Origin of the sequence: Caproicibacter fermentans, from assembly GCF_009746625.1 — a bacterium.
Taxonomy (GTDB): domain Bacteria; phylum Bacillota; class Clostridia; order Oscillospirales; family Acutalibacteraceae; genus Caproicibacter; species Caproicibacter fermentans.
Map to the genome: position 1 here is coordinate 63,139 of NZ_VWXL01000058.1, position 11,487 is coordinate 74,625.

General features: G+C 52.8%; 12 protein-coding genes. All 12 read left to right on the forward strand.

The window, feature by feature from the left end; translation table 11 throughout:
• Positions 1-8: 8 nt before the first annotated feature.
• The 12 genes from CAFE_RS10965 (at position 9) to CAFE_RS11020 (ending at position 11,484) form a co-directional block, all read left to right on the forward strand.
• The gene (locus CAFE_RS10965) at positions 9-2,000 is read left to right on the forward strand and encodes a hypothetical protein (RefSeq protein WP_156990679.1); all 1,992 of its coding nucleotides are present in this window, start codon (positions 9-11) and stop codon (positions 1,998-2,000) included.
• A 209-nt stretch (positions 2,001-2,209) separates the two neighbouring features.
• Positions 2,210-3,019, forward strand: coding sequence for an EFR1 family ferrodoxin (locus CAFE_RS10970; RefSeq protein WP_066644367.1), 810 nt, complete (start codon positions 2,210-2,212; stop codon positions 3,017-3,019).
• An 82-nt stretch (positions 3,020-3,101) separates the two neighbouring features.
• Positions 3,102-3,815 (forward strand): ATP-binding protein, encoded by a 714-nt coding sequence (locus CAFE_RS10975; RefSeq protein ID WP_066644369.1) that lies wholly within the window; start codon positions 3,102-3,104, stop codon positions 3,813-3,815.
• Between the two features lie 29 nt (positions 3,816-3,844).
• On the forward strand, positions 3,845-4,528 hold the full coding sequence (locus CAFE_RS10980) for a Crp/Fnr family transcriptional regulator (RefSeq protein ID WP_066644371.1): 684 nt from the start codon (positions 3,845-3,847) through the stop codon (positions 4,526-4,528).
• 142 nt (positions 4,529-4,670) lie between these two features.
• Complete coding sequence (locus tag CAFE_RS10985) at positions 4,671-5,969, forward strand: MFS transporter (protein ID WP_156990680.1); 1,299 nt, start codon at positions 4,671-4,673, stop codon at positions 5,967-5,969.
• Positions 5,970-6,093: 124 nt separating this feature from the next.
• Positions 6,094-6,555: a MarR family winged helix-turn-helix transcriptional regulator gene (locus tag CAFE_RS10990; RefSeq protein ID WP_066644375.1), complete on the forward strand. Its 462-nt coding sequence runs from the start codon at positions 6,094-6,096 to the stop codon at positions 6,553-6,555.
• Positions 6,556-7,521 carry a beta-ketoacyl-ACP synthase III gene (locus tag CAFE_RS10995; protein ID WP_156990681.1) on the forward strand — a complete coding sequence of 322 codons (966 nt, stop codon included), beginning with the start codon at positions 6,556-6,558 and terminating at the stop codon, positions 7,519-7,521. It begins immediately after the preceding gene.
• A 27-nt stretch (positions 7,522-7,548) separates the two neighbouring features.
• Positions 7,549-7,770 (forward strand): acyl carrier protein, encoded by a 222-nt coding sequence (locus CAFE_RS11000; RefSeq protein WP_066644379.1) that lies wholly within the window; start codon positions 7,549-7,551, stop codon positions 7,768-7,770.
• Positions 7,771-7,774: 4 nt separating this feature from the next.
• Positions 7,775-8,722, forward strand: a complete 948-nt coding sequence (gene fabK / locus CAFE_RS11005; protein ID WP_066644382.1) for an enoyl-[acyl-carrier-protein] reductase FabK — start codon at positions 7,775-7,777, stop codon at positions 8,720-8,722.
• Entirely contained in the window at positions 8,710-9,633 is a 924-nt protein-coding gene (locus tag CAFE_RS11010) for an ACP S-malonyltransferase (RefSeq protein WP_156990682.1), read from the forward strand. Before fabK ends, CAFE_RS11010 begins: the two co-directional genes overlap by 13 nt.
• The gene (gene fabG, locus CAFE_RS11015; RefSeq protein WP_066644387.1) at positions 9,626-10,366 is read left to right on the forward strand and encodes a 3-oxoacyl-[acyl-carrier-protein] reductase; all 741 of its coding nucleotides are present in this window, start codon (positions 9,626-9,628) and stop codon (positions 10,364-10,366) included. The genes CAFE_RS11010 and fabG overlap by 8 nt, the downstream gene beginning before the upstream one ends.
• Before the next feature lie 23 nt (positions 10,367-10,389).
• A complete protein-coding gene (locus CAFE_RS11020) occupies positions 10,390-11,484 on the forward strand; it encodes an NAD(P)H-dependent flavin oxidoreductase (protein WP_156990683.1) in 1,095 nt (364 codons plus the stop codon).
• Positions 11,485-11,487: the final 3 nt, after the last annotated feature.

The following is an 11,487-nucleotide window of genomic DNA, read 5'->3' on the forward strand; positions in this document are numbered from 1 at the left end:
AATGAAAATTGAAAAAGCAGTATCGTATTCTAAGCATGGTTTTGGCTCTGACGCTGATTTTTTCCGTATTTACAGGAAATTTGGCGTTTGCGGAAGAAACCGCGTCATCGGTTATTTCACTCAATGGTTTTGATTCGGTGACAACAGTCGAAAAATACAGCAGAACTTCTTATGAAATTGAAATTGACCAGCCGGAAGTTCAACTGGAGGCTGCGTCCAGCGACGAATCCGTTTTGAAGGCCTCTCTGCAAGCAGAATCGGGAAACTCCGGCTACTACACGCTGGTTCTGGAAGGATGGGAAGAGGGGGAAGCGACCGTGACCCTGACCGCTTCCGACGGAACGACGGTTGCCAAAACCATTACGGTTGAGGACACCGGTTATGAATGGAATTACACTGCCGAAGCGGACCAGACAGAAGATTTTACTCTTCCCTCCGGAAACAGCCGCTACATAAAGATTCATTATGAAAATCTGGATGCGGATACCTTTACTTATCCGACCCTTGTGACCGATCAGCCGGATGACTTTAATGTTACGCTGGAAGGCTCCGACGGCGACGACTTTTTCTATCGGGTCGACGCAACGGGAAACGACGGAGCGACGGGTACGCTTTCCCTTGGCAGTTCCGATTATGTTATTCCTAAAAAGCTGTGCGATGTTACGATTGCGGAAAACAGCAACCTCAGTATGGATACGAAATCCACTTATGTCTGCAGCCTTTTTGACACCTATCATTTTGTCGTCCGCACAACCTCCGCTGCCGCTCCGGAAGTGACGGCAGGCAACGACAACGTGTCGATTACCCCGGTGGGCAAGGTGGAAGGCGGATATGAATATGTCATGGATGCCGATCATGAAGGCACTTCTTTAATACAGGCGACTCTGAACGGAGAAACCGCCGGCTTTGCGGTTACCGTGAATTACGACAGTAAGCCCTCCGTTTCTTTTGATGCGCCGAAGGAAATTTCCGTTGAGCGCGGAAAAACATACACCTATAAATTTTCCATCATGGGCGGCGGGACGCCGTCGTTTGCGCCGGATCAGGACGGGGCGATTTCCGTGCAGTCCGTGCGCAAGGACGGTATCGACTATTATTGTACGGTCGCCGCGACCGGCGCTGTCGGCGCAAGTGCGAATTTTCTGGTTTCTTTTCCGGATACCGGAGAGGATGGCGATACCGTTAACGCGGGCAAAGTCACAGTGACGGAACCGGTCGGCATCGTTTTGAAATCCGATACCAACAATGATTTCTCTCTTGCGAAAGGTTCCAGCTATGTATTCTGCATTACCGGGGCGACCGGATTTTATGCCGCTTCTTCCGGCGTGTTCTCTGTGTCAAAACTCAGCACCTCCGGCAACGAAACGCTATATAAAATTACCGCGACCGGCGACGCCGGGCAGGGCGCCGGATTTTACATGTCTGCTCCGGGCCGCGTGCCGCTGAAAGTCTGTGCCGTTACGGTCGCTCCCGTGAAGATTACCTCAGACACAAACGATGATTTCGAGCTTGCGGCGGGAGCCGGCTACCAGTTTAAAATCACCGCGCCCGGCGTTAAGTCCATTCAGTTTAACGCGGGGTCTTCCAAGGTGGTTGCGCCTGTTTTTGTAAGGCGTGTCGGCAATGATTTTTATTACAAAATTACCGCAGTCGGAAAACCGGGTGAGCAGACCGGCATTTACGCTTCTGTAAAGGGACAGGATGCGAAAAAAATCTGCGTTGTGACGGTTGGCCGGATTCAACTGAAATCAGACACCAACAATGATTTCAGCCTTGCCGCGGGGGCCGGATATCAGTTTAAGATTACGGCGCCGGGAGCGTCGTCCGTCAATTTTGGGTCCGGCTCGTCCGGGGTCATTCAGACATATTTTGTGAAACGCGTTGGAAACGACTTTTTCTTTAAGGTTGTCGGGACCGGGGCTTCCGGTCAGCAAACCGGTATCTACGCCTCGGCTCTCAATCAGGATGCGAAGAAAATATGTGTCATCACCATTAAATAAGACAGCCCGGTAGAGAAGCCGCGTGCCTGCAGTTTGCAGGCGTGCGGTTTTTCTATCGGTTATTTTGGTTAAATGCCCGGAATGTGATTGCTTTTTCCGGAAAAATCCTGTAGGATAAAAGAATCTTTGAATCTAAAAATCGGTCGAAAATTTGCCGCTTAGGGAAAACGCGGTAACGACCCGGAATCTGATTTGCAGGAGGAAGTTAAATGGGATATCATATTCATATGCTTTATTTCAGCGCAACTGGGACAACGGAGAAAATCGTTCACAGGGTTGCCGAAAAACTGAACGGAGAAATCGGGGATTCCACAGTAAACCGTGTGGATTTCACGCTTCCGCCGGAAAGGGAAAAAAGCTGTTCTTTTGGGGAAAACGACCTGGTGATCGCGGGCGTTCCGGTCTATGCGGGAAGGGTTCCGAACGTACTGCTCAAATACATAAAATCAATCCGCGGAAACGGCGCGCTGGCCGCGGCGATCGTGCTGTACGGGAACAGGGACTATGAGGACGCGCTGATTGAACTGCGCGACCTGTTGTCGGAGGACGGCTTTCACGTGATCGCGGGCGGGGCATTCATCGGTGAGCACTCCTTTTCCCGCGTCCTGGCAAAGGGCCGGCCGGATGAAAAGGATTTGGCGCTGGCGGACAAATTCGCGGATCTGATTTCTCAAAAAATAGAATTCGGCATGACGGCTTCGGTTGAGGTGAAAGGGAACACACCGTATCGCAGCTATTACAAGCCGAAAGATGAGCAGAAGAATCCGGTGGATATTCGGAAGGTGAAACCAAAAACAAAAGAAAACTGTACGCACTGCATGACCTGCGTGAACGTGTGCCCAATGGGTTCCATCAGCGCGGACGATCCGTCCGTCCTGACGGGAATCTGCATTAAATGCGGCGCGTGTATTAAAAAATGCCCGGTTGGTGCAAAATATTTCGACGACCCCGATTTTCTGAGACATAAAACAGAAATGGAAGTCGGCCTGACGGCTAGGAAAGAGCCTGAATTGTTCTAGCTCGTTGGAAATACAACGGACTTGACTCTGAGAATCCGGTATAATGGGGCTATCAAATCAAATGATACCGGAGGATAGGACCATGATTCGGAAAATAATTAAAATTAAGGAAGAACTGTGCAACGGCTGCGGGCTTTGCGCCCAGGCCTGCCAGGAGGGAGCCATCGCCATGGTTGGCGGCAAAGCACGGCTAGTCAGGGAAGATTACTGCGACGGTCTGGGCAACTGCCTTCCGGCCTGCCCGGCAGGTGCAATTACGTTTGAAGAGCGGGAAGCGCCCTCGTTTAACGAAGCCGCGGTGATAGAGGCAAAATCGGGTTTGCCCGCGGCTATCGGCGGCTGTCCGGGCAGTATGGCCAGAACTCTTCGCCGGCCTGCCGTACAGGAAAATCCGCAGTCTTCACAGGCGGGTCCTTTGGACCCGGTGGAAAGCGAGCTGACCCAGTGGCCCGTGCAGATTAAGCTGGTACCGACCCGCGCTCCCTGGCTGGATAACGCAAATCTTTTAATCGCGGCCGACTGCACCGCTTATGCTTATGGCGATTTTCACCGCCGCTTTTTGAAAGATCATATCGTGATGATCGGCTGCCCCAAGCTGGATGAAGGCGATTACGCGGAAAAGCTGACTGAGATTCTAAAAAGCAACAAAATCCGCAAGATTCACGTTCTCCGCATGCAGGTACCGTGTTGCGGAGGAATAGAAAATGCCGTGAAACGGGCTTTGCGGGACTGCGGGAAGATGATTCCCTGGCAGGTGACGGTTCTTTCGCCGGACGGCAGAATTGTGGAAGATTAAAAGGTTGAACGGAAAAAGCGAAGTGAAAGATGAATCTTGACTATGATGCTTTCAAAAAGATTCCTTTGTTTGAGGGAATTCAACCGGAAGAGCTCAGGCAGATGCTTTCCTGCCTGCACGCGAAGCGCAAATCGTATGCAAAACAGGAAATGATTCTGCTGGAGGGGCAGCCCGCTTCTTTTGTGGGAATCGTTCTGTCCGGAAGCGTATTGATTCTAAAAGAGGATTACCGCGGAAACCGGATGATCATTGCGGAAGCGACCGCGGGGCAGCTGTTTGCGGAAGCTTTTTCCTGCGCGGAGATTGACCGCCTTCCGGTTACGGTGGTCAGCGCGGAGGACAGCACGGTCCTGTGGATCGATTACCGCCGCGCGGTTTCCGTCTGCTCTTCCGCCTGCCGCTTTCATTCCAGACTGATTCAGAATATGCTCCGGATCCTCGCCTTTAAAAATATTTTGCTGAGCCGTAAGATCGAGTACCTGTCCAAACGGACGACCCGGGAAAAACTGCTGGCTTTTCTGGCAGATCAGGCAGGGGGAGCCCGCGGAGAAGAGTTTTCGATTCCATTCAGCCGTCAGGAGCTTGCCGATTATCTTTGTGTTGACCGCAGCGCGCTTTCCGCCGAGCTTGGCAAGCTTCAGCGGGAAGGCGTCTTGAAGTTTCACAGGAACCGGTTCCTGATTTGCAGGACCGAAATTCAGGATAACAACTGAATATGCGCGGAGAGCGGCCGGACTGTTCTGTTAAGAGACAGTTTGGCCGCTGTTTTGCGCAAATTTATATGGTGGAAAGTTCCAATCCGGTGTATAATAAATCATTATCTATTAAGGCCTCGGGCGGAAGGGAAACAGCCGAATGCGCTTTGCTTTGATCAGAAAGGGGATTTTTTCTCCCTATGCGAATCTTTCGCGTGAGATTTACATCTTGTTCGCGGCGAGGATCGTCACTTGTCTGGGGGGATTTATCCAACCCCTGCTCACGCTGATTCTGACGCAAAAACTGGGCTTTTCGGCTGCCGAAACGGGCAGCTTTTCCGCTTTGCTGATTTTAACGCAGGCTCCCGCCGTGATTCTGGGAGGAAAGCTCACGGATCGGGTCGGACGAAAAACAATTCTGGTATCCTGCCAGATTGCGGGGTCGTTTTTCTATCTCGTCTGCGCCTTGTTCCCTTACAAATTTCTAATCGTTCCATGCATTATGCTGGCGGCGGATCTGTATACGGCGGCGGCGCCTGCCTATGAAGCGATGACGGCCGATCTTTCTACCCCGGAAAACCGGCAGGCGTCTTATTCGCTGATCTATCTTGGCATTAATATCGGCTTGGCGGTCAGCCCGCTGTTCGCGGGGCTGCTTTTTCAAAACTATTTGCGTTTGATGTTTTTTCTAGACGGAGCGACCACGCTTGTTTCAACGCTGATTATCATTTTCGCGATTCGGGAACCCGACTGGAAAGAACGCTCCAAAAGTTCCGGACAGGAACAGCGCCGGGGGAATATTTCTGCTTTTCAACTTCTGCGGCTGTTTCCGGGACTGCTTTTTGTCATACTTCTCACTTTTGCCTATACGTTTACCTATTCCCAGTGGAGCTTTCTTCTGCCGCTGCAGTTCGGCGACTTTTACGGGAAGAATGGGGCGGTCAATTACAGCATGATGACGGCGCTCAATTCCCTCACGGTCGTATTATTTACGTCCGTTTTGACCGGATTGACAAAGCGTCGCCGCCCGCTTCGTGTGATTGCGCTCAGCGGTGTGGTTTTCAGCGTGTCCTTTCTCATGTTTGCGCTGGTGCGTTCCATGCCGCTCTTTCTGGTGGCCGGAGCAATTTTTACGTTTGGAGAAATTTTGGAAAGCATCCATCTAAGGCCGTACCTGGCGAATCATACTCCGCCACAGTATCTCGGAAGAATCAATTCGTTTGCGATGTTCGTTCAGGGGACCGGAAATGCGATGGGGCCGCTGCTGGCGGGGTGCATCCTGGCGCCGGCGGGCTATCGCTTTACCTGGATGTTTCAGGCGGCATTTGTCTTTTTGGGCGCGGCAGGTATGTTTGCATTGGACAGAAAGGAGAAGCGAACCGAAGAATGTCCGCCGTCGAAAATTCCGCCGCAGAACGGATCCGCTGATCCGATGAATCACGTTGAAACGCTTTCCTGACGGACGAAAAACACCGTTTGTTTTTGTCGGTTTGCATCATGAAAGGAAATACGGCTTGACAAATCAATCCAGCTGTGATATAAAGTTAGATAAACAAACTAATTAGATTGAGGGGAGAACGTTTATGCTGGATTCGTTTGAAAGAGAACTCAACGAACTTCTGGTGGATACGTTCCGTTCCATCCTCAAAGTTGAGGAAGACACGCTCAAAAGCACACGGATTGATCTGTCCATCAGCGAACTGCATCTTTTGGAAGCTGCCGGGAAAAATCCGGATCAGGGAAGAACCATCAGCGAGCTTGCGCAGGAGCTTGACATCACGCTGCCGTCCGTTACCATCGCGATCAATAAACTTTTAAAAAAGGGATATGTGAAAAAGGTAAAAAGCGGGGACGACGCCAGAATGGTTTTTGTTGTTCTGACAAAACCGGGACGGAAAGTCGACAACGCACACCGCTATTTTCACAGGCAGATGGTTCGAAAGGTCAGTTCGGAATTTTCTGAAGAAGAAAAACAGATCCTTGCGCGTGGGATTGCCAAGCTCGATAAATTCTTTAAAATGAAAAGCGCGGAAATGGAGAAATGAATGAGTTTTACAATCACAGGAACCGGAAGCTGCCTTCCAGTTTTGTCCGTTCATAACAACGACTTCGTCGGCATTGTGGAAACGAGCGATGAATGGATATCTACCCGAACGGGAATCAGAAGGCGCCGTTTTTTAAAAGAAGAGAGTCTTCGCCAAATTGCTGCGGGGGCGGCGCGCAGGGCTTTGGAAGATTCGGGCACGGATGCCGCCAAGCTCGACCTGATTCTCTGCGCCACGGTTCAGGGAGAGGACGTATCGCCGTCCCTTGCCTGCTTGCTTCAGGAGGATCTTGGGGCCGAATGTCCGGCGTTTGACATGAATGCGGGCTGCACGGGGTTCCTTTATGCTCTGGATACCGCCGCGGCTTATTTTCGGGCCGGGATGGCGGAGCACATTCTGATTGTCTGCGCGGAACAGCTCTCCCGTTTTCTGGACTGGAAAGACAGAAGCACATGCGTTCTGTTCGGCGACGGGGCCGGGGCGGTGGTCCTTTCAAAAGGCGATTCGCTTCTGGCGGTTCAGACCGGAGCCCGGGGGCAGCGGGAAAATCTGAATATTTCGGGCGTGTGTGCCTCGGGGCCGTTCTGGGATGAAGCGGACGCCAGGGGGAGTTTTATCCATATGAACGGGCGTGAAATATTTAAATTTGCCGTTACAACCGTTCAGAATGAAATTGAAACGGTTGCCCGGAAGGCTGGAATCGCTGTGGACGATGTGGACTATTTCCTGCTGCACCAGGCGAACGGCCGGATTATTGAGTCCGCGAGGACACGGCTGCATCAGCCGGAGGAGAAATTTCCGGTTAATTACGCGGAATGTGGGAACACCTCCTCGGCAAGTATCCCTGTTTTACTGGACGAACTGAACCGAAACCGGCGCCTCAAAAGGGGAGACACTCTGCTTTTTTGTGCGTTCGGAGCCGGACTGACCTGGGGCTCCTGCGTCATCCGCTGGAACAAAGACTGACCGTAAATTGATTGGAGGAAATTTATCATGGTATTTGAGAAAGTTGCAAAGATTCTGGCCGAACACAAGGAAATCGAGGTTTCGGAAATTCATCCGGAAAGCACGCTGGAAGAACTTGGGCTCGACTCGCTGGATACGGTCGATCTGATTATGCAGTTTGAGGACGAGTTTAATGTCTCTCTTGAAATGGACGAAAAGATCAAAACAGTCGGCGATATTGTGAAATTGATTGAAGACAATATGGAGTAACGCCATGATACACACACCGCTTTGCGACCTTTTAGGAATCCGATATCCCATTCTTCAGGGAGGCATGGCGTGGATTGCCGACGCATCACTGGCTTCGGCGGTTTCGAATGCCGGCGGGCTTGGAATCATTTCCGCCATGAACGCGGATGATGAATGGTTAAGAACAGAAATCCGAAAAGCAAGGGGAATGACAGACCGTCCGTTCGGGGTCAACATTATGCTGAGAAGCCCGTTTGTGGAAAAAGTCGCCCGTGTTGTGGCGGAAGAGCGAATTCCCGTTGTGACAACGGGCGCGGGGGACCCGACCCGTTATATGGAGCAGTGGGGAAAAGCCGGGATCCGCGTTTTGCCGGTTGTCGCCTCCGTTGCTGTCGCGCGGCATGTGGAACGTGCCGGAGCCGCGGCGGTTATCGCGGAAGGCGGAGAGTCCGGGGGACACGTCGGGGACCTGACCACGATGGTTCTGGTGCCTCAAATTTGCGATTCGGTCGGGATCCCGGTGATTGCCGCGGGCGGAATCGCCGACGGCCGGGGAATCGCGGCTTCGTTTATGCTCGGCGCGGTCGGTGTGCAGGTTGGAACCCGTTTCCTGACCGCCCGTGAATGCACCGTTCATCAAAATTATAAAAACAGAATTCTGAAAGCAAAGGATATCAGCACCGTTACCACCGGAAAACGGCTCGGCCATCCGGTCCGGTGTTTGAAAAACGCATTTTCCCGCGATTTTCTCGCGAAGGAATACGATCCGTCGGTTGACAACGAAGAACTGGAAGCGTTGGGTGTCGGCGCTTTGCGTCTTGCCGCCCGCGAGGGGGACGAGAAAAAGGGCTGCTTTATGGCGGGTCAGGTCGCGGCTCTGGTGACAAAGGAACAGCCGTCGGATGAGATCATTACGGAAATGTTTACTCAGGCGGAGCAAATCCTGAGCGGAGGGACAAAATGGGTTGGATAGCAGTTGTCTTTGCCGGTCAGGGAGCACAGCACACCGGAATGGGAAAAGAGCTTTACGATGCTTCTCCGGCGGCCAGGTCGGTGTTTAAAATGGCGGAGCGCATTCGGCCCGGTACCCTGCGCCAGTGTTTTGACGGCACCAAGAGGGAACTTTCCGAAACCGTAAACACACAGCCATGCGTTTTTGCAGTTGACCTTGCCTGTGCCGCTGCTCTGCGCGAAGCCGGTGTTAAAGCAAACGGAGCGGCAGGCTTCTCTTTGGGAGAAATTGCCGGCCTTGCCTTTACCGGCATTCTGTCCGAAGAGGACGCGTTCCGCCTCGTCTGCCGAAGGGCGGAGCTTATGGAGCAATGCTCCCGGAACAGGCCCGGTTCCATGGCTGCTGTTTTGGGGTTGGAAAATGAGAAGGCGGAAGATGTCTGCAAGAAAGCCGGCGTCTGGCCGGTGAACTACAACTGTCCCGGCCAGTTGGTAGCCGCAGGGGGAACGGATGCAATTTCGGTACTTCCGGGATTTTCTGCCGAAGCGGGCGGCAAGGCGGTTCGCCTTGCCGTTTCGGGGGCGTTCCATTCCCCGCTGATGTCCGATGCGTCGGAAGGGCTTGCAAAGGAGCTCGCACAATATACTCTGCGAACATCCGAGATACCGCTCTATTCCAATGTTACGGCGCGGCCTTACGGAACCGGTGAGGCGGAATTGATTGCCCGACAGGCAAAAAGTCCGGTGCTTTGGCAGAAGACCATAGAAAACATGATCTCAGACGGGTTTGATCTTTTTATTGAGGCCGGACCGGGCACCACGCTTTGCGGGCTGATTCACAGAATTTCGACGAAGGTTGCTGCGTTCGGCGTGGAAAATCCTGATAGCCTTGAAGAGGCGGTGCGGATGATATCGGAGGGGAAACATGCTTAAGGACAAAACGGCGGTGATTACCGGTGCTTCCCGTGGAATCGGGAAAGAAATCGCTCTGAAATTCGCGGGCGAGGGCGCGGACATTGCCGCGATCTATTCCGGAAACCGTAACGCCGCGGAAGAGCTCTGCGCACAGATTCGGGCGCTTGGCAGAAAAGCGTCTTCCTATCGCTGTGACGTTTCCAATTCCGAAGATGTGAAAGAGACGGTCAAGCAGATCAAAACTGATTTTAACGGATTTGACATTCTGGTCAATAACGCCGGAATCACGATCGACCGGCTGCTTCCTCAAATGAAGGAAGAAGAATTTGAACGGGTGCTGAATGTGAATTTAAAAGGCGCTTTTCACATGATTCGGCAGACGTATATGATTTTCGCCAGAAAGCGCGGAGGGAAAATCATCAATATCGCGTCGGTTTCCGGATTAACCGGAGCCGTGGGACAGGCAAATTACTCCTCCGCCAAGGCCGGCCTGATCGGTCTGACCAAATCGGTCGCAAGAGAACTTGCGGGGCGGAACGTGACCTGCAACGCAATAGCGCCCGGCCTGATTGATACCGCGATGACGCGGGAGATGAATCAGGAGGCAAGAGAGAAGATTCTGGAATCCATCCCGATGAAACGAATGGGTCAGGCGGGAGATGTTGCCAATCTTGCGCTTTTTCTTGCTTCCGACCTTTCCGGTTATATTACCGGTGAAGTGATTCGGGTGGACGGCGGCCTTTGTATGTAAGGCAGGCCGGGAAAGGAGCATTCATGGCGAAATGGACGGGAGCCGACTTTCATATCGGTGAACTGAAAATACAAGCGCCTGTGGTCCAGGGCGGCATGGGGATCGGAATTTCCATGAATGGACTCGCTTCCGCGGTTGCGAACGAGGGCGGCATCGGAGTGCTTTCGGCGGCCGGTGTCGGTGTTCTGGGCGGAGGCAGCGGGAAACTCTGCGAGGACCGAGCGGGGCTCCGGGCGGAAATTGCGAAGGCGCGTTCCCTGACAAAGGGCGTTCTGGGCGTCAATATCATGGTTGCGCTGACCAATTTCGAAGAGATGGCGCGCACGGCAATGGAAGAAAAAATCGATGTGATTTTTGCAGGGGCCGGCTTGCCTTTGCGCCTTCCGGCTTTTCGCCCGGAGGGATGCAAAACCAAGCTGGTGCCGATCGTTTCTTCCGCCCGGGCGGCGGACCAGATTGCCAGATGGTGGCTAAAACGCTATCGGTATATTCCGGACGCTTTTGTGGTGGAAGGCCCGAAAGCGGGCGGTCATTTAGGCTTTCATCCGGAGCAGATCGATGATCCGGACTATCGCCTGGAAAAGATCATTCCCAAGGTTGTCGCGGCCGTGCGGCCTTATGAACAGACCGCGGGCCGAAACATTCCGGTCATTGCCGCCGGCGGGATTTTTACCGGCGAGGATATTTACCGCTTTCTGCAGCTTGGCGCGTCCGCGGTGCAGATGGCGACCAGGTTTGTCGTGACCGAGGAATGCGACGCGGACATCCGTTTCAAGCAGGCTTTTGTCGATTGCCGGGACGAGGACATTGAAATTATTAAAAGTCCGGTTGGAATGCCCGGAAGGGCAATTCGCAATGACTTTTTGAAAAGTGCCGCGGAAGGCGGAAAAAAACCGAAAAACTGTCCTTACCACTGCATTACCTCCTGCCGTCAGGAAAAGGGGGCTTATTGCATTACCGCCGCTTTGGTCAACGCGTGCAGGGGAAACCTTGAAAACGGATTTGTGTTTATCGGGGCAAATGGGGGCAGAGTCCGCGAAATTACAACGGTGCACAAGCTGATGGAAGAGCTGGCCTGTCAATACCGGGAAACGGTTGTTCACAATCAGGTCACCTGAATC

Coding starts and splice junctions, on each gene's coding strand:
- CAFE_RS10970 (WP_066644367.1), top strand. CDS start 2,210: ATGGGATATCATATTCATATGCTTTATTTCAGCGCAACTGGGACAACG.
- CAFE_RS10975 (WP_066644369.1), top strand. CDS start 3,102: ATGATTCGGAAAATAATTAAAATTAAGGAAGAACTGTGCAACGGCTGC.
- CAFE_RS10980 (WP_066644371.1), top strand. CDS start 3,845: ATGAATCTTGACTATGATGCTTTCAAAAAGATTCCTTTGTTTGAGGGA.
- CAFE_RS10985 (WP_156990680.1), top strand. CDS start 4,671: ATGCGCTTTGCTTTGATCAGAAAGGGGATTTTTTCTCCCTATGCGAAT.
- CAFE_RS10990 (WP_066644375.1), top strand. CDS start 6,094: ATGCTGGATTCGTTTGAAAGAGAACTCAACGAACTTCTGGTGGATACG.
- CAFE_RS10995 (WP_156990681.1), top strand. CDS start 6,556: ATGAGTTTTACAATCACAGGAACCGGAAGCTGCCTTCCAGTTTTGTCC.
- CAFE_RS11000 (WP_066644379.1), top strand. CDS start 7,549: ATGGTATTTGAGAAAGTTGCAAAGATTCTGGCCGAACACAAGGAAATC.
- fabK (WP_066644382.1), top strand. CDS start 7,775: ATGATACACACACCGCTTTGCGACCTTTTAGGAATCCGATATCCCATT.
- CAFE_RS11010 (WP_156990682.1), top strand. CDS start 8,710: ATGGGTTGGATAGCAGTTGTCTTTGCCGGTCAGGGAGCACAGCACACC.
- fabG (WP_066644387.1), top strand. CDS start 9,626: ATGCTTAAGGACAAAACGGCGGTGATTACCGGTGCTTCCCGTGGAATC.
- CAFE_RS11020 (WP_156990683.1), top strand. CDS start 10,390: ATGGCGAAATGGACGGGAGCCGACTTTCATATCGGTGAACTGAAAATA.